We start from the raw sequence: 23,564 nt of genomic DNA on the forward strand, positions 1-23,564 counted from the left end.
ATGCCGACACGCCATGCTGATTTTCGATGACACATATACCTGGGAAGGACCCGACGGGGGAGAGCAGTCGCTCTGGCTGCTTACCTGCCATCTGTGGATCATCGACCTGTCGCTGAGCAGGCCCGATCTGGTGTTCATTCGCCCCAAAATCGTGGTGGCGGCGGACCTGTCCGAGGGCCCCCGGCGCAAGATCTGCGCCGAAACCCTGGGGCGGCAGATCTACCGGGACTTCCGCCTGGACATCAGGCGGACCCTGTGGGTGGAATACGATCCCGCCCTTCCCGGCAAAATGGCCGTGGCGGTCTTGAAACCCAAATACCATGACGGGCGTGAAACCATTTACGCCATCCAGTGGCGTCATCTCATGAAAACGGAACGGGATCTGATCCGGCGTTTCATTCCGAGGCTTTCGATCTGAGGACGGTCGGCAGGGCTTACTTGCGGGTAAAACGGACGGTTTCGGGAGTGTCTACCCCCGATTCTTCTCCAAACACCAAAAAACCCTGGGGAGGCAGGACGGCTTCGCCCCGTTTAAGAAAACGTTTCTTCTCTTTCTGATCAATCACATAGGTCCCGTTGGAGCTCTGGTCGATCAGCACGAATTTTCCCCATCGGTATTCGATGCGGGCATGGGACCGTGACACGCGCTTGTTTTTCAAAATGAAATCATTGTGCCCCTGGCGGCCGAAGGTGGCCACCGGATGGGTCTGGTCGACCAGCTTTATCTGGTCTTTGGTTCTAAGCTCAAGGGTATAGCGCAGGGCCTTTTTGTCCATGTTCTTGTCGACGATCATGGTCAGGTCAAGCTGTTCCCAGATGTATTCGTAATACCTTATTTCTTCGCCCTTGCCCTTGACCACCTCGGTATCGATATAGGTGGTGTGATGCCTCTCGTTGGGCGGCAGGGTGTTCAGGGCCTCCTCGCTGATCAGGATCTGCCGCTGCTTGGCCATACCGACCAGACGGGCCGCCACGTTGACCACATCGCCGAAAATGTCTCCCCCTTCCACGATGACCCGGCCCCAGTGAATGCCGATATAAATGTTGGGAGACCCCACCTCCGGCGCATCCTTGACCGGCATGCCGTCGAGAATCTGATGCATCTCCTTGCCGGCTGAAACCGCATCTTCCACCGTTCGGAAGGTGCACAGCACTTCGTCCCCGATTTTCTTGATGACCAGCCCCCGATGCCTCGCCGTGATCTCCGACAGGATCTTGAGCCAGGTTGAAATCTGGAGCTGTGCGCGCTTGTCACCCAAAATATCGTACAACTGGGTGCTTCTGGCGATGTCGGCAAATAAAACAGCCGCTGAAAGGGTTTTACGCAAGGGTCACTACCTTTTGATTATAGGGTCGTCAATCACGTTCACCGATAGTATGTAATTGTCCTTAGCGTGTCAAGGGCAAGCCCTCATTCGGACCGTTTAGCGTACCGTAAAATCAGCATATACGGGCAAATGATCCGAGTATCCGCCGCCCAGGTGCCGGCCCCGCCCCCGCCGGGACATGCGCCAGCGGTCAAGACGGTTGTTTTGAAACAGATAATCGGGCATGAACCGGTTGAATGTCCGGACCCGGTAATCGATGCCCCGTTTGTCGAACAAGGCCTTGGGAACGAGGATGTGATCCATGGAGCCTTTGCGTCCGAAAAAATTGTGGGACCAGCGCGTCGAGGGCGGCAGCTCCAGCCACAGATTGTACAGACACGACTCACAGCCTGGTCGAATCAGGTCCTCCCGGGTCGTCAGCCGTCCATCAACAAGGGTCTTCAGCACATGGTTGATGCCCGTTTTCCCCAGGGTGTCATTGAGCTTTTTATGGGTCGCAAAGGTCCGGTACTCGTCGTAGTCGGCATTGAGATCCCCGACAATCACATAATCCGTTTCAGGCGGAAGGGCCGACGTTTCCGCCGCAAGGGCCGACGCACTTTGCATTCGGGCGCTTTCGGGCGCGTTTTTCGATTTCCAGTGATTGACATAGACGATCAGAAGACGGCCCCGCACCATGAGCTCGACCTTCAAAATCCCCCGTTTACGCCCGCCGGCCACCTGCATCTCATGCTGCGACCGCACCGGAAACCGTGACAGGAGCGCACATCCCACGGCCTGCCCCGGGGTTTTTGAAAAGACCCGGAAGGCGTAACGCCGGTTGTGTTCGGCCAGTGCATCCTGAAGGCCGTCAAGGGCAAGGTCCGATTCGACCTCCTGCAGGGCCGCGATATCGGCATCGAGATCCGACAGGACCCGGGCGATCTGCCGGTATTTGATCCGGGCCATGGTTTCATTCCAGCCCGAGGCCCCGTCCGGAACATATTCCGGGTACTCCGTGCCCTGTCGCTCTGAGTCGAACAGGTTTTCCACATTGTAGGAGGCGATCCTGAGCGTCGCGGCTTCGTCGGCATACCCGTGGCCGGCCTGAAAAAAAACGATCGATAGAATGATCCAGGTCCAGGGCCCGACGACTCTGCCCCGCAATACCGCCGCCGCTGTCATTTATCTGTAAAAAAACTGGAGTTCCGTGGCGCCGATCCGAATCACATCGAACTCTTCGAGCAAAACCGGCGTCCGGATCACCTGATTGTTGACTTTGACCTTGGTCAGTCCCCCATAGTGGCTGATGGCGAACCCCTGGGGCGTGCGACTGATCAGGGCGGCGGTTTTTCCCACCATGAATCCCTGGACAACCACGTCGTTGGCGGGGTCTTTTCCGATTTTGATGAGGTTGCGGTTCAACTCGATTTTCCCCTCGCCTCCCTCGATAAAGTTCAGCATGGCCTGGCGGGTCTCGTCTTTGACCGAGCTCATCGCCTGACGGATCAGGTCCCTGTGGGCATCGGTGTTCATGGCCATGGTCTGATCCATGCCGCTGTCCTGCTCCACCGAAAGACGTTCCCCCTGGCCCAGCTGAAACAACAGGGTGTGCTTCCCGATACTGACCACGTCCCCGTCGCTGAGGGTCACGGACGTGACGGGTTCCCCGTTGATATACGTGTGGTTTTTGCTTTTCAGGTCGGTGAGCAGATACCCGTCACCCGTGGGATCGATCTTGGCGTGACTGCCGGACACGGTCAGGTTGGCGATCACGATATCGTTGTTTTCCCTTCGGCCGATACTGATGGATTTCTCCGGGGCGAAGGAATAGGTTTTGATCACATTGTCCTTGAACTTCAACGTCACAATCGGCATGCGGCTTCCTCATTATCACGACGACGTGTCCGGCCCGCCCTTCGATGACGGCAGTACCTTGTTTGAACGGTCCCGGAACCACGGCGGATCTTGTTCAGGAGAGCAAACCGGATCGGCGGCCGTCGCGATCAGGCGCTCCACCGGGCTTGCCTGGTCTCACACAGTCATTTTTCTATATGGTCGCTTCGTACGAGGCATCGGTTTCGCCATCGGCTCCGGCGGTTTCGGTCTCTTCGGAAAACTCCCCCCAAATCTCTGTATACATGGTAGTCAGTACGACATTAAACATCACTTCCATGATTGTGGCAACAGGAATTTCCGTCCGCGATGATTTCATCAGGTCAAGGGCGGCGCAACGCTGTTCATAAGCGGTTTTCATCGTTTCCAGCTCCCGGAGGAACCGGACGATGTCGGCTTTCCGACTGAGCCTGTCTCCGTGGTCGGTCTCACATTTTTTGCGCATGGAGGCAATCCGTGCCGCCGAAGACGACAACAACGACTCCTTGTTCTTTCTGCTGGTAAACAGCGCCTGCCCGTTGATTTTCCTGATCATGCCCCGGGCAAGCACCTTTTGGGCATCAACCATCCGGCTGAGAATAACGGCCTTGTCCTTTTCCAGGACGATCACGAGAACATGATTGAGAATCCGCCGGTTCTTGTCGATTTTTTCATGGAATTCGTCCACGGCGCTTTTCCAGAACATCCGGCTGACATGCTCGGTGATCGAGGCCAGATGTTCCCCGTCACTGATCGGCGTTTCCATGATCCGTTTGATTTCAGGCAACAGCATGGCCGTTTTTTCGAACAGGGTTCCGCCGGTGACCACCTTGAAAATCATGGCCACGGTCGCATACCAGTCCTGAAGATGGAGAATCCGCTTGAGATCCCCGTAGACGGCGACGATCAGTTCATTGGGAAACAGATGAGACGGTGTCGCATACTTGGGCGTCCCGCCCAACTGGGGCTGCATGATCTCCTCGGTGGACTCCTTGCCGAAATCCACGGCGGTTTCCACATCGATGAAGCCGATGGAAAACTGATCGGGGCTGCGGAGAAACAAGGGGTACTTGTCCAGATCACCGGCGATCAGCAGGTTGTCCGGTTTCAGGTCCCGCATGGCCACCTGCTTCCGGCCCAGCCAGATGAGCAGGCCGATCAGATTGGTCACGATACTGCCCATCTCGGCCTTGAACCGGGCGATGGTGGAGGTGTAGATGTATTCCCGCACCACCCGCCGGTAACTTTCAATGGACACGCGGTTATCGATCATGGATTCCCGGGACAGGGCGTTCAAGTCCTCGATGAAAGCCTGGGACAGTTCCCCGGCGGATTCGATGCGCCCCCGGCCGGACAGATGGGTCAGAAACCAGCCTTTCATGGTGTAGGTCGGCAGGGAGGTGGACACCCCGTACTGGATAAGCAGGCGATTGATTTCCCGCTCATACTCGTCGTAGATGTTCCGCATCTCAAAGCCGATGTGGGCGTTGTGCCGGCCGTAACGGCCCTCGAATTCATAGGTATCCCAAATGATCTGGGGCTGCCCCAGAATTTCACGGGGCATGGCGTTGTCCATATCGTGCATTTCCGTCAGCACGCTGCTCAGAAAGTAATACCGTGAAAGATCCATGAAAAACACGAACGATCCCTGGATCTTGAGGTTTTCCTGAAGCTGGGAGTTGGCGGTCAAACGTTCCACATAGCCCTTTTCCATGGTTTTCGGATCCGGGGCTTTGGTTTTGGCCTGCTGGGAAACCAGGCGTCCAAGGATGACCGACACCCTGGGAATGATGCATTCCTTGGGCGACAGACGCCGGGCGATCCTCATGTCGGCCTTGATGCAGGATAGATATTCCTGAAAATCGGTGATCGGTTCCGGGGGAATCTTGACCACCAGATGGTCGTCGAAAATCACGTAATAGCAGATGCTCTTGCTGACGCCGTCATCCCCCAGGGGACCGATGGTCATGCGCCGCGACACCCAGTCCCCCTCGTGAAAGACACTGAGTTCATACACCCGGTTGGGCCAGACGTTGATGGAGCCGATCACCTGGAACTTCGCCGGGGCCGATTTCATTGCACCCAGCTGAATTTTAAATATGTTGAGGAAGAACCGGACCACCACATCCCGGTTGTACTCCCCGCCGGGAGGGGCTTCGGCGGCCGGCGAAGGATGTCTGTCTTCTTTCTCGGCATCGGGCTTTACGAAGCATTCCTCTTTTTCCGGTTCTTTTTTTCGCGAAATCCGGTTGATACCCGCCACGCCGAGAAGAATCAGAAACACCCAGACGGGAATGGCCACAATCATCTCCCGGGTGATATGAACCTCCGGAAGGACCCGCCTCACCCCCGTTTCAAGGCCGTGAAAAATGCGGTCGAATCCCTGGGCCAGGGCCGTGGCCACCGTGTCCGCCGTTTCCGGCGACAGAATCGTCAAGGCCAGAACGCCCAGGGACGCAAGCAGAATTTTCAGCAGTGTTTTCTTCACATCCGATGCCCCGCGGCGACTGCTCGGTCAGATTGATTCCTCGATCAGAACCCCACCGTTTCCTGACCGACGAATTCATACCGCATACGTTTCGTATCTGCGGATGAACATGCAAGCTAATCATTGGAAAAACAGACAAAATACGATCGGTTGATCAGTCATGACCATAAATGAAGCGGCACTGGGGTGTCAAAAGATTTTTTGCGATCTAGAAAAAAATCCGGCCTGATTGCCGATCAGGAATCAGGCCGGAGAAAGGTGTTGGCAGCCGGGACGTTCACGGCGCGGATCACGGATAAGCTATCAGGACGGAGGGGCGTAGCAGGCATGCCAAAGCGCACGATAGTCGTCGATTTCCCTGTCCCACCGAGCCCCGTCCCAGGGAAGCACCGGTTCACACAGACGCCGGATGCGGGTCATCTCCTTTTCCCCGCCACCCTCGAGCAGCAGGCCGATTCTTACCCGCCGGAGCAGCAGATCGTCCAGATGGCGGATCTTTTCCGATCGTGCACCGTGAACCAATTCGGCCCAGAGGGTCCGGGTCCCGGGGATGGTGTCAAGATCCGCCGATTCCGCCGAGGACAGGATCCGGGCCGCCTCCCTGCCGTGGCGGCCGACCAGCAGATCCAGTTGTTCCCGCGACAGGTGATCGAAACAGGCGGGCAGCTCGACGGCGTCAAACACCGGCTCGCTTCGTCCGCCACGCTCGCCGGGTGGCAGAAAGGGACGGGCCGCCGAAAGGGTGTCCCAGGCCAGGGCCCGGAACGTCGTCAGTTTCCCGCCGGTGACGGTCACCAGTCCGGCGTCGACCCAGATCACGTGTTCACGGGATTCCTTGTCCGCCGCAACCTTTCCCTCGCTGACCACGGGACGGACACCGGCAAAACTTGAAACGGCCGAGGCAAGGGACAGGTCCGCCGAGGGGAACACGGCCTTGAGGCTGTCCAGGATATACCGGGCCTCGGCAGGACTGATCGACGGCTCACGGTCAAGGGGCGCGTCGTGATCAAGGTCGGTGGTGCCCACCAGCACGGCCCCTTCCCAGGGGATAGCAAAAAGGGCCCGCCCGTCCTCTTTATTGAAAAAGCTGACCGTGGACCGGATGGGAATCAGGCTTTTCGGAAACACCAGGTGGCTTCCCCTAAGGGGACGCAGATGCCGACCCTTTTCCGGTGAGGGATGAAGGGCCTCGGCCCAGGCCCCGGTGGCGTTGATCACAAGGGGGGTTCGAATCTCCCGGCTTGCGCCGGTTTCCGTATCTTCGACCACAAGGCCCCGGACCGCCCTGCTCCGGGACCGCTGAATCGAGACGGCCCGGGTGTAATTGAGCGCCAGGGCGCCGTGGGCTTCCGCTTCGGCGATCAGACGAAGCACCAGCCGTGCGTCGTCGACCTGGGCATCGGTAAAGCAGAATCCCCCCCGAAGTCCGGCAGCGCTCACCAGGGGTTCGATCCGCCGGAAGGCCTCCTTTCCGAAATAACGGTGACGCCAGGCCCCGGCAATGATATCGTAGATGGTCAGACCGGCTTCCATCATCCATCGTCCCGGTTTGCGCCCCTTATAGATCGGCAAAAGAAATTCCAGCGGCGTGACCAGTCCCGGCGCCTCACGCAACAGCCTTTCCCGCTCGTTGACCGATTCGCGGGTCAGGGAGAAGTCCCCTTCCTTCAGATAGCGGAGACCGCCGTGGACCAGCTTGGACGACCGGCTGGAGGTTCCCCAGGCAAAATCCTTCTGCTCGACCAGAAGGGTTTTCAATCCGCACCGCACCGCTTCGCGCAGCAGACCGGCCCCGGTGATACCGCCGCCGATGATCACCAGATCCCATGAGTCATCCATCGTTTGAAGTGTCGTTGCCGTATTCATGAGGTCAGCACCTTCCACAGGTCGAGGGCCTCGTTCATGACCCGGTCCACGCAGGCTTCCACGCCGTCTTTGTCGCGCCGGGCCACATGGTCGGCAAGCTCCCGGTAATACGCCATGGACATGGCCCGGGCGTTGGGATCGGCAAAATAACCGGCCCCCATTTTCCGGAACAGAAAATCAAAGTCGTTCATGAAAATGCGAAAAAAAGGATTGTCCGACAGACCGGCCATCAAAAGCTGGAGGTTCCAGTCATAGTCCGTGAAGGCGTGGGCGTCGTCGGCAAGGGTTCGTGATTTGGAAAGATAGGCTTCCAGATCCGCAGGATGGTGTTCAAGGGCCATTCCGGCCACCCTGGCCATCATGACGCACCGCAGGTTCAGAAAATGCTCGACAAACCGAAGGGGAAGCTCGTCCCCGAACCGAGCCAGGGTGGACAGAACCCCCGCCCCGCCTTCGCGCATGTAATCCCGGACCAGGGTCGGTTTCCCGTGCCGGATGGTCAGCCATCCTTCCCGGGCCATTTTCTGGAGGGTTTCCCGGAGGGTGGGCCGTGTGACCCCGATCATGTCCGCCAGCTTCCGTTCACCGGGCAGCGCGGTTCCCGGCGGAAACTCGCCGTTCAAAATGGCGGTCAGCAGGGCGTGTTCCGCATGCTGCGCCGGTTTCATCAGTTTTTCCGTAATCATGGTTCCATCCTCGGAATCCCGGGAAACCCCGGCCCGTCAAGGGCCTTCGGTCGACGACGTCGACCGTTCCAAGGTTTTCCGCGACCCTTGCCTGAAAATTGTTCTTTTCTTCGATCGCCGAATCTGGTAAGAGGTCATACCACTGGATAATGATCGTGTCAAGACCAAGGAGTGACCATGGGAGAAAACCTCTTATCGATCGACTGCGGAACCCAGAGCCTCAGAGCCCTGATTTTTTCACCGGAAGGGACGTTGCTCGATGCCGAAAAAATTCTGTACGATCCGTATGTCAGCCCCCGCCCGGGCTGGGCCGAACAGGATCCCGACATTTTCTGGAACAGCCTGGTCCGGGCCTGTCGAAGCCTGAAGTCCCGGTCGCCGAAGCTGATTGATGCCGTCTGCGGCATCGGCATCACCAGCCAGCGGGCCACCATGATCAATGTGGATGACGCGGGACGGCCCCTGCGTCCTGCCATCACCTGGCTGGACCAGCGCAAGGCCGACGACCGGTTTCCCGGCCGGAGCCTGATTTACCCGCTGCTCAAACTCAAGGGCCTGGACCGGGTGATCTCGCGGCTTTACAAGGACGGCAAATGCAACTGGATCAGACAGAATCAGCCCGACATCTGGGAGCGCACCCACAAGTATCTCCAGGTTTCCGGCTTTCTCAATCACTGCCTGACCGGAGAGTTCAAAGATTCGGTGGCGTCCCAGATCGGTCACATTCCCTTCAATTACCGGAAGATGGCCTGGTGCGGCTCCCTCGAACCGGCAAGCCTGATTTTTCCGGTGGAGCCCGACAAGCTTCCCGAGGTGGTTGTCCCCGGCACGATGATCGGCCGGATCACCGGCACGGCGTCGGAGGCAACCGGCCTTGCCGCGGGACTGCCCGTCATCGCCTGCGGGTCGGACAAAGGGTGCGAAACCATAGGGATGGGCGTCCTGGACATGACCATGGCCAGCTTGAGTTTCGGGACCACGGCCACGGTCCAGACCACCAGCCGCAAGTATTTTGAAGCCATCCCCCTGATGCCGCCCTACCCGGCCCCGGTTCCGGGGCACTACAATCCCGAAATCGAAATTTTCCGGGGATACTGGATGATCACCTGGTTCAAAAACGAATTCGCCCACAAGGAGGTGGCCCGGGCCGAAAAAAACGGGATCGCTCCGGAGGCCGAACTGGATCGCCTCCTGATGCAGGCCCCGCCGGGCGCCATGGGCCTGGTGGTCCAGCCTTACTGGGGACCCGGTCTCAGTCATCCCGACGCCAAGGGCGCCATGATCGGCTTCGGCGATGTCCACACCAAGGCCCACGTGTACCGGGCCGTGATCGAGGGACTGGCCTTCGCCCTGCTCGACGGGGTCCACACCCTTGAAAAACGCGGAAAAACCGTCATCCAAAAGCTGGCGGTGTCCGGCGGCGCCTCCCAGAGCGATCAGATCTGCCAGATCTCGGCGGACATCTTCAACCGGCCCCTTGTCCGGGGCAAAACCACCGAAACGTCGGGACTGGGGGCGGCCATCATCACCGCCGCCGGCACGGGGCTGTTCGAATCCGTGGACCGGGCCATCGGCAGCATGGTGGCCTACGACACCGTGTTCGAACCCCAGACCGACCACGCCCACATTTACCAGGCCCTTTACGAAAAGGTCTACCGCAACATCTACACCGCCCTTCGGCCCCTTTACAAACATATCCGGGACATTACCGGTTACCCCGAATCCTAATGAAGGAGACCCCAACGTCATGAACGAAAAGACAAAAGCCTTTCAGCCGGACTGGAGAGACGGCGCACCCCTTGACAAATCCTGGCGTTCGATTTTTAAATGGGGGGCTCCCGACGGGGTCAAACACCCCAACCCCGGCCTTTACGCCCTGCTCAAGGAACGTTTCGGCCTGCAGGACAAGGATTTCACGACCCGGACCCTTGAGGGAGACGAAACGGTGGACCTTTCCGGCAGCCTGCCCCCCCGTCTCAGCGAGGCCCAGGTCAGCGCCCTTGCGGCCATCGTCGGCAGGGAGAATGTCAACAGCGACGACTACAACCGGGTCCGGTTTTCCTACGGAAAAACCATGGAAGAAATATACGACCTGAGAAGCAGGGCGGCGGACCTTTTGTGCGATCTGGTCGTTCATCCCCGGAGCGTCGAGGATGTGGAGGCCGTGGTCCAATACGCCGACCGGGAAAACATTCCGGTCTACGTCTACGGCGGCGGCAGTTCGGTGACCCTGGGGGTCCGACCCGTCAAGGGCGGCATCACCCTGGCGATGGGCACCCACATGAACCGGATCCTTTCCATTGATGAAACCAACCAGACCGTCACCGTGGAAAGCGGCATCCTCGGCCCGGCCCTCGAAGAGGGCCTGAACCATGCCCCCGAAAGGTTCAACACCCGCCTTTCCTATACCTGCGGGCATTTCCCCCAGTCCTTCGAATTCTCGTCGGTGGGCGGCTGGATCGTCACCAAGGGATCGGGCCAGAAGTCATCGTATTACGGAGACGCCTGTGACCTTCTGGTCAGCCAGGAGGTCGTCACCCCCAGGGGAACCCTCTCCACCCATCATTATCCGTCCACAGCCACCGGGCCTCTGGTCAATGACATCCTGAAGGGCAGCGAAGGGGCCTTCGGCGTGCTGACCCGGGTCACCCTGAAAATCTTCCGTCACATGCCTGAAAACATAAAACGGTTCAGCTTCATCTTTCCGGACTGGGACCGGGCCGTCTCGGCCTGCCGGGCCATTTCCCAGGGCGAATTCGGCATGCCCTCGGTGCTTCGGATATCCGACGGCGAGGAAACCCTGGTGGGCTTGAAGCAGCACGGCATCGAAGGGGGGCTGTTGGACCGCATCATCACCGCCCGGGGCTACCGGGCCGGTGAACGCTGCCTGATGATCGGGCACACCGAAGGGGAAAAGGGATTTTCGCAAAACGTCTACCGGAATGTCAGACGTATCTGCAAGGCCTGCGGGGCCATGTCGCTGACCGGCTACCCGGTCAGAAAATGGGAAAAAAGCAAGTTCAGCGATCCCTACATGAGGGAAGACCTGAACGATTTCGGCATCACCATCGACACCCTGGAGACCGGTGTGACCTGGGACCGCCTTCATGCCGTCCACAGAGGCGTCCGGGCCCTGATCACGGAGCGTCCGAAAACCGTGTGCATGACCCACTGCTCCCATTTCTATCCCCAGGGGACCAACCTGTACTTCATTTTTCTGGGACGGTTCGAGAACAGGAAAGCGTACAAGGAATTTCAGGAGCGCATCATCGACCGGATCGAATCCTGCGGCGGATCCCTCAGCCACCATCACGGGGTCGGCAAGATGATCTCGCCGTGGATGGAACGGCATCTTGGCCCGGAGCAGATGGCGGTGCTCAAGGCGCTCAAGCGGCATTTCGATCCCTCGGGGATCATGAATCCGGGGGGCACCCTGGGATTGGATTGAGAAAGCGTCCCGCATTTCCCGCAAGGGGGTGGTATATTGGGACTTTGTCCCAAAAAAATGAGAAGGTCGCTCTATGGACAGGGGCGCCCCCCTTGCCTATAATTCAACCCAAGTTCTTCCCCTCACCTATCGCATTCCCCCCCCTGTTTCGGGCGATTCGCAATGAATCGCCCATTTTTTTTGGGGGATGGGCTTCAGACCGTCGACGATGAAGGGTGTCCCTCATACAGCCATCCTGATTCCAGCATCCACAGACGGTGCCGGCGCCCGGGCCGGATGAGATCCCCATGATCGTAGGCCCCATCATCCTGGTACACCGAGCAGACACCTCCGGGCGCCTTGATCAGACGGGGCTGATACCGGGGCGAGGGCACGGCGAAGGCGGTGTCGATCAACGACGCGCCGTCAAGAAAGCGGCTCAGATGAATCAGCGACACAAACACGGGGGGCGGCACACTGATCCCGCCCCGGGCCTGAAGATCCAGGGCCTCTGCGGGCCGCATCCATCGATGGCTGACGATCTCGACCCCGTCCACCCGGACTCCGGCGTCCGTCCCGACGGAGGCCGCAAAAAAACGGGTGTCGAACCGCCGAACCAGCCCCGGCGGCGTAAGCCAGTGAGAAAAAAGAACCAGCTGATCCGGTGAAAGCGCAAGGCCGGATTCCTCACGGGCCTCCCGCACGGCGGTCCGCCTCGCCGCATCCACGGAAAACACCCGGTTGCTGCCGACATAGTCCCCGTCTTCCGCCCGGCCGCCCGGGAACACCCAGGCTCCGCCCAGATACGGCAGATCGGGATGGCGTTCGAGCAGAAGCACCTCAAACCCCTCGCCGCCGCCCCGAACCGGAATGACGGTCGCGGCGGGCTGAGGAATCCGTAAATCGTTCATACTTACCTCAGTTCCGTTTTGAAACAAGAAGGACCTGTGCTATAGTGCCGGTCCATGACAGAAAGACCTCATGACCTATCATAATACCAGGAAAGGACAAGGAAAAAATGAATACGGCCCCCCTCGACTCCGACACGGACTTCAAACCCCTGATCAAACGCATCGACACCCACTGTTTCGGGTGCAGCCCCAGCAACGACGTTGGGCTTCAGATGCGGTTCCTCGCCGGAGCCGATTCGGTCATCTCACGTCTGAATGTTCCCCGGCACCTGTGCGGCTGGAGCAACATCGTCCACGGCGGCATCGTCTCGACCATCCTGGACGAAGTGATGAGCTGGTCGACCATCCACCTGCTCAAACGGGTGGTCCTGACCACATCCATCACGGTGGATTTCATCAAACCCGTGTTCGCCGAATCGGACATCACGGCCCAGGGCCGGGTCCTCGAGCGAATCAGCGACCGTGAGGCCCTGATGGAAGGCGTCATTTTCAACCGTGACGGCGAGGTCTGCGCCCGGTCACGGGGAACCTTCCGGCTGTTCACCCCCGAGGCCGCCCGCAAATTCAAATTGATGAGCGACGACGTGCTCGATGACTTCGAGCATTTCATCAGTCGGCCCGACACCGGCCAATAACGCACGGCGGCCCTGTGAAAACCATTCGTCTTTCTTGACATATCAGAGAATTATTCCTATTATTTCATTTTATGTTTTCGAGCAGGCTCAGGAAGGACGCTTTTTTTCATAATCCGGACAACGCGTGGCCGTGGGGACCTCGTCCGGATCACGTCCCGGAAGGGTGCGGGATTGTTCGAAGACACCTGACGCCGAAACTAAAAAAGGGATTGACCTGTGAGGTCAATCCCTTTGGATTTCATGGCGCGCCTGGCACGACTCGAACGTGCGACCTACGGATTAGAAGTCCGTTGCTCTATCCAACTGAGCTACAGGCGCATTCAACAGAAGAGGTTCTTTACCAGACATCTCCCCCTTTGTCCATAAAAAAGACAGTGGCCGATGCGAAACCCAGGAAAACAGATGTGTTCAGCCACATCGACCCGACATCAACGACCCGCTTTTTCTTTCCGACGGAGAAAAGGCCAACCCCTGTGGAACGGACGATCACACCATGAAAAAACGACCCGATGAGGTGGACATCATCGATGATGATGATGATCAGAACAACGAGGACCAGACCGCCGACGGGACCATGAGCGACGAAACCGTCGAAGAAATCGAACGGCGGATTTCTGCGCCGGTGCCCAGGCATTCCCTGGTCAAATATGACCCCCTTCAGAGTTACCTGACCGAGATCAGCAAATACCGCCTGCTGACCCGTGACGAGGAAATATCCCTGGGCACCCGTGTGCAGGAAGACGATGACCCGGAAGCGGCCTACCAGCTGGTAACCGCCAACCTGCGCCTGGTGGTAAAAATCGCGCTGGATTTTCAGCGGGTGTGGATGCAGAACCTTCTGGACCTGATTCAGGAAGGCAACATCGGCCTGATGCAGGCCGTCAAGAAATTCGACCCCTACAAGAACGTCAAGTTCTCGTATTACGCATCGTTCTGGATCAAGGCCTATATCCTGAAGTTCATCATGGACAACTGGCGCATGGTTAAAATCGGCACCACCCAGGGCCAGCGAAAACTGTTTTTCAAGCTCAAAAAGGAAAAGCAGAAACTCATCGAACAGGGGTTCGACCCCAAGCCCAAACTGCTGTCCGAACGCCTGGGCGTGTCCCAGCGTGAAATCATCGACATGGACCAGCGCCTGGACGGATGGGACGTGTCCTTAGACGCCCCGCTCAAGGAGGATTCCGACACCGAACGCATTGAATTCATCAACTCGGACAGCGACTCGGCCGAAGATATTGTCGGCAACAAACAGATCGAGCACCTGCTCCATGAAAAAGTGGCCGAATTCAAGAAAACCCTGTCGGACAGGGAGCTTGAGATCTTTGAATTGAGAATTTATTCCGACGAGCCGTTAACCCTTCAGGAAATCGGTGAAAAGTACGATATATCAAGAGAGCGCGTAAGACAGGTCGAAAAGAGCATCACCAAACGCATGAAGGAATTTTTCAAAAAGGAAATTCCGGATTTTCACCTGTACAACGAGGACAGCGACTAAATCCGGAGTGATCGGTAGCGGTATGAACGTATTTTCCGATTCAAAAATCCCCGGCACCAGGCTATGGGCATGTTGCCTTCTGGCCCTTGCCTTTCTTTTTTCCGCCTGCGGTCCGGCCCTCCGGCCGGGCAAGGCGACGCCCGATGCCGTCCTGACGCCCCGGTACAAGCCCGAGGTGTTTCACTTTCTCCATTCGGAAATCAGTCGGAAGAAAGGCGATCCGGACCGGGCCCTTGACGCCATGAACCAGGCCATCGCCGCCGATCCATCCTCCACCTTTCTCAAAATCGAACTGGCCCGGCTTCTGGTTTACAAAAACGAGCTTCCGCAGGCACTGGACCTGATCGGCGAAGGCCTTGAGGAGCAGCCCGACAATACGGAATACCTGGGGCTTTTGGCCCAGGTCCGGCTCATCCAGAACAAAGAGGAGGATGTCCCGGCCATCTTCGAGAAAATCATCTCCCTCACTCCCGATGACCAGGCGGTCTATTACCTTCTGGGCGGCCTTTACGCCAAAATGAACCGGACCGCCAAGGCCATCTTGACCTTCAAACGGCTCTGCGAGCGATTTCCCGAATCCTTTTCCGGCCATTATTACCTGGGCAAGCTCTACATGGTCGAAGGCAACTTCGATGCCGCCGAATCGGAGCTGATGAGAGCGCAGACCCTGAACCCGGATCTGATCGAAGCCCTCTACAGCCTGATTCAGATCCATGAAGCCCAGGGGAAAACCCACCTTCTGCCCGAGATCTACACCCGGATTCTCGAACAGAATCCCGAGGATATCCGGGCGGCCCTGGCCCTTGCCCTGGTCTACCGCAAAAAAGGCGACAAGGACTCCGCCCGGAATCTGTTGATCGATCTGGGCGTCCGCAGTGACGACGACCCGGACATTTTACGGCACGTGGTCCGCCACTACATCAAAAAAAACAACCATACCGATGCCGTCTACCTGATCGAAGGGCTTCTTGAAACGGCGACCCGCAAGGACGACCTCTATTATTTCCTTGGTCTCTGCCATGAAGAGACCAAGAACCTTACCGCAGCGGTCCGGGCCTTTGAACAGGTGTCGCCCGACTCCCGGTATTATGAGAAGGCCGTCCTGATCAGCGCCTTTCACCACATGGACAACGGCGAAAACGGCAAAGCCGTCGCCCTGCTGGAAAAGGCGCTGGAGTTTTTGCCGGAAAACATCGAATTCATGTTGTATCTCGGCTCCTTCTACGAAGAGGAGGACCTGCTTCACAAAGCGGTGGCCATGTACCGCCGGGGGATTGCCGTCGACTCGGCCAGCACCCGATTGTATTTCAGACTGGGCGTGGCCTATGACAAGACCGGAGACCGAGAGGCCTGTATCGCGGAGATGAAGAAGGTCATCGCCCTGGATCCCGAAGACGCCAACGCCTTGAATTATCTGGGGTACACCTATGCCGATCTGGGCAGAAACCTGGAAGAGGCCGAAGACCTGATCAAACGGGCCCTGTCCTTCAAACCCGACGACGGCTACATCACCGATTCGCTGGGCTGGGTCTACTACAAAAAGGGGCATTACGACAAAGCCGTGGCCACCCTGGAAAAAGCCGTGAGCCTGATTCCCGATGATCCGGTGCTGCTCGAACACCTGGGCGACGCCCTCATCAAGACGGCCAACCCCCAGAAAGCCCTGGAGTATTATCAGCGTTCCCTGAAAAACAAGAAAAAGGATGCAAACGCCCTGCAGGACAAAATCGATCGCCTGATCAACCAGCGGACCCACCTCGACCCATGATGATCCGCAGCCCGCTCATCCGTGTCCGGTTCCTTTTGTTTACCCTGCTTTTCTTTCCCCCGGGCTGCGCCCTTTGGGGCCCTCCGGTCCACAGCCCCGGCGTCGACGCCGTCCTCGCCCGCATCGACGCTGCGGGCACCGCGGTCAATACGGTCAACGGCCTGGGGGAACTGACCCTCACGGACGGCCCCCAAAAGACCCGGTTCAGGCTGGGCTGGGCCGCCGGCCGGCCCGATCGTCTCCGGCTGGTCGTTCTTTTTTCAGGAAGGCCCGTCGAAACCCTGGTTTATGACGGCAGGGTGCTGAGTCTCGTCTCCCATACGGGCGAGCACGACCCCGTCATCCGGCGGAAACGCAACCCCGACCTGGAACGACTGACCACCCTGCCGCTGACCACCGACCGGATCATCGCCTACCTGACCGGGCGGGTCCCGATCATGCCGCACCGTTCAGGAACCCTGGCCCCCGCCCCCGGGGGCGGCTCCGTGCTGACCCTCTACCGGTGCAAAGACCGGGTGGTCCAGACCGTCGACCTTGACGCCGGAGGCCGGGTTGCGGCCTTCGACATATACGACCGGAAAGGGACACACCATCATGTCCGACCGGCCCTGGGCACCGCGCCTGACGGGACATCGACCGCCCTGCCGGAGCTGATCCGCATCGAGCGGGACGACCGGACCCTGACCATCCGGGTCGATCAAATCAATCCCAACCCCGATCTTTCCGCCGACACCTTTAAAATTCCCGACCTCTGAAAAAGCATGTGACAGAGCATGGCCAGGCGTGATAAAGCATAAGATTCAATTTTGGATGATGCGTTATCCCAAAAGGGTGTCTGTCCCTGATCAACCATCGTACGTATTACGCAATGAGGAGTCGACCATGATTCATGACAGTATGGACCAAGCAAAAAAACAAACCGCCTGCGGAAAATCCACCGGTGTGGACAAACAGGAAACCATGATCCGTGAGGCGCTTTCGAAAATCAAACACAAAATTTTTGTCATGAGCGGCAAAGGCGGTGTGGGCAAGAGCAGCATCTCGGCCAACCTGGCCACGGGCCTTGCCGACAAGGGATTCAAGACCGGCCTGATGGACGTGGATCTCCATGGCCCCAGCATCGCCAAAATCATGGGACTGAGCGGCCTGCTCGACATTTCCCCGAACCGCAAGCTCGTTCCCTACAAACACAACGACAACCTGACCGTCGTTTCCATGCAGTCGCTGATGCAGGACGCAGACCAGGCGGTCATCTGGCGGGGCCCGGCCAAAACCGGCATGATCCAGCAGTTCATCGGCCAGGTTGAATGGGGTAACCTTGATTTTCTGATCATCGACGCCCCTCCGGGCACCGGCGACGAACCCCTGACCGTGGTCCAGAACATCCCCGAGTCCAAAGCCATCGTCATCACCACGCCCCAGGAAGTGGCCCTGGCCGATGTTCGGAAATCCATCAATTTCTGCCAGACGGTCAAGCTGCCGGTCATCGGCCTCATCGAAAACATGGGACCGTTCAAATGCCCGGGCTGCGATATCGAAATTGCCCTGTTCAAAAGCGGCGGCGGGCAAAAAACGGCTGAAACCATGGGGATTCCCTTCCTGGGTACCCTGCCCTTCAGCCCCGAGGTGGTGGTCACCTCCGATGACGGGACGCCGATCATCACCAAACACCGTGACGATGATTTCTCCGTGGCCCTGAATCGGATCATCGCCAACATGATCCAGGTTCTCTGATCCGTCAGCGCCCCGACCGCGCCCACCGAACCGCCCGTGGGGTTTCGCCCCCACGGGCGTTCGTCATGACGAACATCACCGCCCCCGGAGGCCCATGTGACCGAGACCCGAACCCGTCTGGACAGCCTGGACCTGAAACGACGGCTCGATGAAAAAGAACGGGCCATGTTGTCCCCATATGCCGCCTTGAGCGCCCACGCCAGACGATACCGCCCCGACAGCACCGCCGACCGCGGTTATCGCCTGGCCTTTTCCGTGGACACGGACCGGATTCTGAACTCCCATGCCTACACACGCTACATCGACAAAACCCAGGTGTTTTCCCTGATCAAAAACGATCACATCACCCATCGGGTTCTCCATGTGCAGCTCGTGTCGAAAATCGCCCGCACCATCGGACGGGCCCTTTCCCTCAACGAAGATTTGATCGAAGCCGTGGCCCTGGGGCACGACATCGGCCACACCCCCTTCGGGCACGACGGCGAACGCTACCTGTCCGAACTCTGCGCCGCCGCCGGCATCGGTGAATACCATCACAATGTTCAGAGCGTCCATTTTCTAAACCGGGTCGAAAAAAACGGCCGGGGCTGGAACCTGACCCTGCAATGCTTAGACGGTATCTTCAGCCACAACGGCGAAGTCCACGACACTGAACTTCAGCCCCGGCGCAACAAAACCTTCGAGGATCTCGAGCGGGAAATCGAAGACACGGTCTCAGGCCAAAACCCGCGCCCGGTCCCCATGACCCTCGAAAGCTGCGTGGTCCGCATGGCCGACACCGTCAGCTACCTGGGGCGGGACATCGAAGACGCCATGCGGCTGGGGCTGCTCCGGCGGTCCGACCTGCCCCCGTCCTGCACCCGGATTCTCGGGGAGACCAACGGCACCATGGTCTACACCATGGTCACCGACATCATCGCCAACAGCCTCGGGAAAGACGCCATCGCCTATTCCCCGGACCTGTCGGCGGCCATCCGGGATCTCAAGGCCTTCAACCTTGAAAAAATCTACACCAATCCGGCGGCGAAAAAACACCTGACCCGGATCCGGGATCTGTTCGAAATCATGTTCACCCGCTATCTGGACGACCTGGAACAGGGCCGGGACACCTCCCCCATCGTGACCTCCTTTCTGGCCAACATGGATGAAGCCTATCGACAAACGATGCCCAGGGCCGCCATTGTCAGGGATTTTATCGCCGGCATGACGGACCGGTATTTCCTCGATCAATGCCCCGAGGCGATGAGACCCGAAATCCTGGTGTTCTGACCGATGTTCGACAACCGCCTCGTATACCAAAGCCGGATGAATCGTGCGGGCCTTTTCGCCTTTTCGGTCAGGGCCGGCCAGACCGACCTGCGGATCCAGGCCCGGCGGGACTTCACGGCGGAAGCCGTCAGGCAGCTGCTCGTCTACCGGGGTTACCTGGAGGCCTTCATCGAACGCTGTCCCGCCTTCGCCACGACCCTTGCCCCCTTTCCGGACCCCGGACCCGCCCCCGGCATCATCCGCCTCATGATTGAAGCGTCCCGAAACGCGGGCGTCGGCCCCATGGCCTCGGTGGCCGGAGCCCTGGCCGAACACGTGGGGCGGGATCTCCTGGCCCTGTCCGACGAGGTGATCGTCGAAAACGGCGGCGATATTTTTCTTCAGGTCGGCGGGCCTGTCACCATCGGCATCTATGCGGGCAACTCCCCGCTGAGCATGAAGATCGGCATCGCCTTCGACCGACGAAACAAACCGTTTTCCGTATGCACCTCATCGGGGACCGTGGGACATTCGCTGAGTTTCGGCGCCGCCGATGCGGTCTGCATTGTGTCGGATTCGGCCCTCGTTGCCGATGCGGCGGCCACCTCGGTGGGCAACCGGGTCCGCAGCGCCCGGGACATCGACGACGCCGTGGCCTTCGGACGATCCATCGACGGGGTCCGGGGCATCCTGATCGTCGTGGGGCCCACGCTGGGCATGTGGGGTGATGTGGAACTGGTCCGGTTGGGAAAAAAGGCTTGAATTTTCATTGGGAAAAGCGTAATTGAAAACGAACGAATGCGCCGATTCACAAAGTAAAACAGGGACATTGCCCCCGATACCGGTCGCTTGGCCGATCCGATTTTACCTTATGCCAAAATAAGGACCAATTCCCTGTTTGGCTTGTTCGCTTTTTTATGTTATCTATTTAACCTTTCAAACGCTAGGGTTGTGATCGTAACAGGAGAATATTGATGAAAAAGTTTAAAATAGCCTTCTTCGTTCTGCTTGTCGCCGCACTGGGCATCATCATCCGGGGCAACTGGCCGTTTTTCAGCACCCAACACCCCCTTACCATCAATCTGATCTATTACAGTTACACCCTTCCTGCCGTCGCCAACGGCCTCTTCCTTCTGGGCTGTTTCCTGGTCGGTTTTCTTTTGGCCTGGTTTTCCGGCATGTTCAGCCGCTTCCAGGCGGACAAAACCATCAAAGGGCTCAGGGCCGCCGCCAAGTCCCAGACGGACAGCATCGCCGCCCTGAAAAAAGAAGTGGAGTTTCTCAAGCGAAACACCGGCAGACCGGCCGAACCATCCCGGCCCCACACCCCCCTTCCCGACGAGAACACTGCGGTGGTCGAGGGTTAAACCCGTTCATCCAGACAGTGTGCTATGACCCAAGCAACCGCCACGCCCATGATGGCGCAGTATCTGAGGATCAAGGAGCAGCACCCTGACTCCATTTTGTTTTACCGCATGGGTGATTTCTACGAGATGTTTTTCGAAGACGCCGCCCAGGCCTCGGAAATCCTCGAAATCACCCTGACGTCCCGGGACAAAAAATCCGACAATCCCGTTCCCATGTGCGGCGTGCCGGTCAAGGCGGCCGAAGGCTATATCGCCCGCCTGATCTCAAGCGGACGGAAAGTAGCCGTCTGTGAACAGGTCGAGGACCCGGCCACGGCCAAAGGCCTGGTCCGCCGCGAAGTCGTCCGGGTGATCACCCCGGGGATGATTCTTGACAACACGCTGCTGGACGCCGGTTCCAACAACTTCATTCTGGCCATGGCGAAGAAGAACGGCACATCGGGCCTGGCCTGCCTGGATATTTCCACCGGCTCATTCCGACTGGCCGAATCCGACGATTTCAAGGCCCTGCTCGATGAAGCCCTGAAGCTGTCTCCCAGTGAAATCCTGGTCTCCGAATCCTTCAAAAACCATCATCGGTTCGATAAGGTCAAAACCGCCTTCGCCCGGTCTGCCGTCACCGTTCTCGACGATCGGGAGTTCGACTACCGGAAGGCCCGGGAGCGCATCATCGACCAGTTCAACACCCGCTCCCTCGAAGGGTTCGGCTGTGAAGATTTGAAAGCCGGCGTGGGCGCGGCGGGGGCTCTGCTGTTTTATGTGCTCGAAACCCAGCTCCGGAAAATCGAGCACCTGGACCGCATCGAAACCTACCGGCTCAGTGATCACCTGGTCATTGACGACTCCAGCTGCCGGAACCTGGAGCTGACCCACAACATAAGGAACGGCACCCGGCAGGGAACCCTGATCAGCGTCATCGACAAAACCATGACGTCCATGGGCAGTCGGCTGCTCAAAACCTGGCTCAAGTACCCGCTGATCGACGCCGAGGCGATCAACGCCCGTTTAGACGCCGTCGACGAAGCAAAAAACAGCATTGCCCTGAGGCAGGCCATCCGCGGATCCCTCAAATCCGTGTACGACTTAGAACGGCTGTGCAGCAAGATCGCCATGGGCCAGTCCAATGCCCGGGACCTGACGGCCCTCAAGCAGTCGCTGTCGGTGCTGCCCGAGGTGTTCGACAACCTGGGCCGCCTGTCCAGCCCTCTTTACCGCAGCGATACGGACATCCGTCCCCTTGTGGCCTTAGAATCCCTGATCGACAGGGCCATCCGGGAAGACGCCCCGCCCCAGATCACCGAGGGGGGACTGATCAAAACCGGCTATGATGCGGAGGTGGACGACCTGATCCGGCTCAGCCGGGACAGCAAAAGCGTTATCGCCGAACTGGAAGTCCGGGAGAAAAAAGCCACCGGCCTCAGTTCGCTCAAGGTCAAATACAACAAAGTCTTCGGCTACTTCATCGAACTGTCCAAGGGGCAGGCCAAGGAGGCTCCGGCCCACTACATCCGCAAACAGACCCTGGTCAATGCGGAACGTTACATCACCGAGGATTTGAAGGATTTCGAAACGCGGGTCCTCGAGGCCCAGGAAAAACGGTGCGGCCGGGAATACGAAATCTACTGCGCCGTCAGGCAGGAAGTCCTGGATCATATCCCCGCCATCCAGGAGGCTGCCCGCCGTCTGGCCCTTACGGATGTGCTGTTGACCCTGGCCGACGTGGCGGACCACAACCGGTATGTGCGCCCGACGATCACCGATTCGGGCATCATCCACATCGAAGAAGGCCGTCATCCCGTGGTCGAACAGATGATGAGCGGCGAGCGCTATGTCCCCAATACCGTCCGCCTGGACAACGAGGAAAACCAGGTCCTCCTCATCACCGGCCCCAACATGGCCGGAAAGTCCACCGTGCTGCGCCAGGTGGCCCTGATCAGCATCATGGCCCAGATCGGATCCTTCGTCCCGGCCCAGGCCGCCGTCATGACCGTCACGGACCGGATTTTCACCCGGGTCGGTGCCCTGGACAACCTGTCCCAGGGCCAGAGCACCTTCATGGTGGAAATGGAAGAGACCGCCAACATCATGAACAACGCCACGCCAAACAGCCTGATCATCATGGATGAAATCGGCCGGGGCACCAGCACCTTCGACGGACTGTCCATCGCCTGGGCCGTGGCCGAATACCTCCACGACCTCCACGGGCGGGGGGTCAAGACCCTGTTTGCCACCCACTATCATGAACTGACCGACCTTTCCCGGATCAAACCCCGGGTCAAGAACTTCAACATCGCGGTCAAGGAATGGAACGAAACCATCATATTCCTGAGAAAACTCGTCGAGGGGGCCACCAACCGGAGTTACGGCATCCAGGTGGCGCGGCTGGCCGGGGTCCCGGCCTCGATCATCCGACGGGCCAAAACCGTCCTGACCACCATCGAAAACGAATCCGAAGGCTTAAACCGGAGTCTGGGCAAAAGCCTGGCTGCGGGATGCAAGGACGAACCGGCCCGTCCAAAAAAGCCGGTTCAGCTGAGCCTTTTCAAAAAACCGGCCCATCCGGTCATCCAACGGTTGCAAAATATTGATATTTCTGCAATGACTCCTCTTGAAGCGATGAACGTCCTGAACGAACTCAGGGAACAGGCCAAACGCGTTTCGGATGATGAGGCGATCGGTTGAACGAACCATGAAAGACGTTTGCCGCATGCAACCGTCGTCTTTCATATAAAAATGCGGGTCACGGCACAGCCT

Annotated in this window: 19 protein-coding genes and 1 tRNA gene; 12 read left to right on the forward strand and 8 right to left on the reverse strand. The window is 58.5% G+C overall.

Features of this window, described 5'->3' with window-relative positions; all coding sequences use genetic code 11:
- Positions 1–13 precede the first annotated feature (13 nt).
- A complete protein-coding gene (locus tag ACYQ11_RS15605) occupies positions 14–418 on the forward strand; it encodes a hypothetical protein (protein WP_459924738.1) in 405 nt (134 codons plus the stop codon).
- 16 nt (positions 419–434) lie between these two features.
- On the opposite strand, the gene ACYQ11_RS15610 is transcribed toward ACYQ11_RS15605, so the two are convergent.
- The 6 genes from ACYQ11_RS15610 to fadR form a co-directional block, all read right to left on the reverse strand.
- Positions 435–1,328, reverse strand: coding sequence for an adenylate/guanylate cyclase domain-containing protein (locus ACYQ11_RS15610; protein WP_459924739.1), 894 nt, complete (start codon positions 1,326–1,328; stop codon positions 435–437).
- Between the two features lie 96 nt (positions 1,329–1,424).
- Positions 1,425–2,474 carry an endonuclease/exonuclease/phosphatase family protein gene (locus ACYQ11_RS15615; protein WP_459924740.1) on the reverse strand — a complete coding sequence of 350 codons (1,050 nt, stop codon included), beginning with the start codon at positions 2,472–2,474 and terminating at the stop codon, positions 1,425–1,427.
- 18 nt (positions 2,475–2,492) lie between these two features.
- Positions 2,493–3,185, reverse strand: a complete 693-nt coding sequence (locus ACYQ11_RS15620; protein WP_459924741.1) for an FHA domain-containing protein — start codon at positions 3,183–3,185, stop codon at positions 2,493–2,495.
- Between the two features lie 172 nt (positions 3,186–3,357).
- Positions 3,358–5,670, reverse strand: a complete 2,313-nt coding sequence (locus tag ACYQ11_RS15625) for a hypothetical protein (protein ID WP_459924742.1) — start codon at positions 5,668–5,670, stop codon at positions 3,358–3,360.
- A 303-nt stretch (positions 5,671–5,973) separates the two neighbouring features.
- Positions 5,974–7,509 (reverse strand): glycerol-3-phosphate dehydrogenase/oxidase, encoded by a 1,536-nt coding sequence (locus ACYQ11_RS15630; RefSeq protein WP_459924743.1) that lies wholly within the window; start codon positions 7,507–7,509, stop codon positions 5,974–5,976.
- Between the two features lie 23 nt (positions 7,510–7,532).
- Entirely contained in the window at positions 7,533–8,222 is a 690-nt protein-coding gene (gene fadR, locus ACYQ11_RS15635; RefSeq protein WP_459924744.1) for a fatty acid metabolism transcriptional regulator FadR, read from the reverse strand.
- A 177-nt stretch (positions 8,223–8,399) separates the two neighbouring features.
- Between fadR and ACYQ11_RS15640 the strand changes: the two genes are divergently transcribed.
- Both ACYQ11_RS15640 and ACYQ11_RS15645 read left to right on the forward strand, forming a co-directional pair.
- The gene (locus ACYQ11_RS15640; RefSeq protein WP_459924745.1) at positions 8,400–9,950 is read left to right on the forward strand and encodes an FGGY-family carbohydrate kinase; all 1,551 of its coding nucleotides are present in this window, start codon (positions 8,400–8,402) and stop codon (positions 9,948–9,950) included.
- Positions 9,951–9,969: 19 nt separating this feature from the next.
- Positions 9,970–11,670, forward strand: coding sequence for an FAD-binding oxidoreductase (locus ACYQ11_RS15645; RefSeq protein ID WP_459924746.1), 1,701 nt, complete (start codon positions 9,970–9,972; stop codon positions 11,668–11,670).
- A gap of 194 nt (positions 11,671–11,864) precedes the next feature.
- On the opposite strand, the gene ACYQ11_RS15650 is transcribed toward ACYQ11_RS15645, so the two are convergent.
- Complete coding sequence (locus ACYQ11_RS15650; protein ID WP_459924747.1) at positions 11,865–12,560, reverse strand: NUDIX hydrolase; 696 nt, start codon at positions 12,558–12,560, stop codon at positions 11,865–11,867.
- Between the two features lie 107 nt (positions 12,561–12,667).
- On the opposite strand from ACYQ11_RS15650, the gene ACYQ11_RS15655 reads away from it, so the two are divergent.
- On the forward strand, positions 12,668–13,195 hold the full coding sequence (locus tag ACYQ11_RS15655) for a PaaI family thioesterase (RefSeq protein WP_459924748.1): 528 nt from the start codon (positions 12,668–12,670) through the stop codon (positions 13,193–13,195).
- A 241-nt stretch (positions 13,196–13,436) separates the two neighbouring features.
- Here the strand turns inward: ACYQ11_RS15655 and ACYQ11_RS15660 are convergent.
- Positions 13,437–13,513 (reverse strand) — tRNA-Arg (locus tag ACYQ11_RS15660).
- Positions 13,514–13,769: 256 nt separating this feature from the next.
- Between ACYQ11_RS15660 and ACYQ11_RS15665 the strand changes: the two genes are divergently transcribed.
- The 8 genes from ACYQ11_RS15665 to mutS all read left to right on the forward strand — a co-directional run bounded on the left by ACYQ11_RS15665 (position 13,770) and on the right by mutS (position 23,492).
- Complete coding sequence (locus ACYQ11_RS15665) at positions 13,770–14,693, forward strand: sigma-70 family RNA polymerase sigma factor (protein ID WP_459924762.1); 924 nt, start codon at positions 13,770–13,772, stop codon at positions 14,691–14,693.
- 22 nt (positions 14,694–14,715) lie between these two features.
- Positions 14,716–16,461 carry a tetratricopeptide repeat protein gene (locus ACYQ11_RS15670; protein ID WP_459924749.1) on the forward strand — a complete coding sequence of 582 codons (1,746 nt, stop codon included), beginning with the start codon at positions 14,716–14,718 and terminating at the stop codon, positions 16,459–16,461.
- On the forward strand, positions 16,458–17,216 hold the full coding sequence (locus ACYQ11_RS15675) for a LolA family protein (protein WP_459924750.1): 759 nt from the start codon (positions 16,458–16,460) through the stop codon (positions 17,214–17,216). The genes ACYQ11_RS15670 and ACYQ11_RS15675 overlap by 4 nt, the downstream gene beginning before the upstream one ends.
- A gap of 127 nt (positions 17,217–17,343) precedes the next feature.
- The gene (locus ACYQ11_RS15680; protein ID WP_459924751.1) at positions 17,344–18,195 is read left to right on the forward strand and encodes a P-loop NTPase; all 852 of its coding nucleotides are present in this window, start codon (positions 17,344–17,346) and stop codon (positions 18,193–18,195) included.
- 96 nt (positions 18,196–18,291) lie between these two features.
- The gene (locus ACYQ11_RS15685; RefSeq protein ID WP_459924752.1) at positions 18,292–19,464 is read left to right on the forward strand and encodes a deoxyguanosinetriphosphate triphosphohydrolase family protein; all 1,173 of its coding nucleotides are present in this window, start codon (positions 18,292–18,294) and stop codon (positions 19,462–19,464) included.
- A gap of 3 nt (positions 19,465–19,467) precedes the next feature.
- On the forward strand, positions 19,468–20,205 hold the full coding sequence (locus ACYQ11_RS15690) for a UPF0280 family protein (RefSeq protein ID WP_459924753.1): 738 nt from the start codon (positions 19,468–19,470) through the stop codon (positions 20,203–20,205).
- Between the two features lie 212 nt (positions 20,206–20,417).
- Complete coding sequence (locus ACYQ11_RS15695; protein WP_459924754.1) at positions 20,418–20,810, forward strand: LapA family protein; 393 nt, start codon at positions 20,418–20,420, stop codon at positions 20,808–20,810.
- 24 nt (positions 20,811–20,834) lie between these two features.
- The gene (gene mutS, locus ACYQ11_RS15700; protein WP_459924755.1) at positions 20,835–23,492 is read left to right on the forward strand and encodes a DNA mismatch repair protein MutS; all 2,658 of its coding nucleotides are present in this window, start codon (positions 20,835–20,837) and stop codon (positions 23,490–23,492) included.
- The last annotated feature ends 72 nt before the right edge of the window (positions 23,493–23,564 follow it).

The organism is Desulfatiferula olefinivorans (genome assembly GCF_054657895.1).

Excerpts from the sequence above, each read along its gene's own strand:
- ACYQ11_RS15670 (WP_459924749.1), top strand. The coding sequence starts at position 14,716 with ATGAACGTATTTTCCGATTCAAAAATCCCCGGCACCAGGCTATGGGCA.
- ACYQ11_RS15640 (WP_459924745.1), top strand. The coding sequence starts at position 8,400 with ATGGGAGAAAACCTCTTATCGATCGACTGCGGAACCCAGAGCCTCAGA.
- ACYQ11_RS15680 (WP_459924751.1), top strand. The coding sequence starts at position 17,344 with ATGATTCATGACAGTATGGACCAAGCAAAAAAACAAACCGCCTGCGGA.
- ACYQ11_RS15675 (WP_459924750.1), top strand. The coding sequence starts at position 16,458 with ATGATGATCCGCAGCCCGCTCATCCGTGTCCGGTTCCTTTTGTTTACC.
- ACYQ11_RS15695 (WP_459924754.1), top strand. The coding sequence starts at position 20,418 with ATGAAAAAGTTTAAAATAGCCTTCTTCGTTCTGCTTGTCGCCGCACTG.
- ACYQ11_RS15665 (WP_459924762.1), top strand. The coding sequence starts at position 13,770 with ATGAGCGACGAAACCGTCGAAGAAATCGAACGGCGGATTTCTGCGCCG.
- ACYQ11_RS15645 (WP_459924746.1), top strand. The coding sequence starts at position 9,970 with ATGAACGAAAAGACAAAAGCCTTTCAGCCGGACTGGAGAGACGGCGCA.
- ACYQ11_RS15605 (WP_459924738.1), top strand. The coding sequence starts at position 14 with ATGCTGATTTTCGATGACACATATACCTGGGAAGGACCCGACGGGGGA.
- ACYQ11_RS15655 (WP_459924748.1), top strand. The coding sequence starts at position 12,668 with ATGAATACGGCCCCCCTCGACTCCGACACGGACTTCAAACCCCTGATC.
- mutS (WP_459924755.1), top strand. The coding sequence starts at position 20,835 with ATGACCCAAGCAACCGCCACGCCCATGATGGCGCAGTATCTGAGGATC.
- ACYQ11_RS15690 (WP_459924753.1), top strand. The coding sequence starts at position 19,468 with ATGTTCGACAACCGCCTCGTATACCAAAGCCGGATGAATCGTGCGGGC.
- ACYQ11_RS15650 (WP_459924747.1), bottom strand. The coding sequence starts at position 12,560 with ATGAACGATTTACGGATTCCTCAGCCCGCCGCGACCGTCATTCCGGTT.
- fadR (WP_459924744.1), bottom strand. The coding sequence starts at position 8,222 with ATGATTACGGAAAAACTGATGAAACCGGCGCAGCATGCGGAACACGCC.
- ACYQ11_RS15620 (WP_459924741.1), bottom strand. The coding sequence starts at position 3,185 with ATGCCGATTGTGACGTTGAAGTTCAAGGACAATGTGATCAAAACCTAT.
- ACYQ11_RS15630 (WP_459924743.1), bottom strand. The coding sequence starts at position 7,509 with ATGGATGACTCATGGGATCTGGTGATCATCGGCGGCGGTATCACCGGG.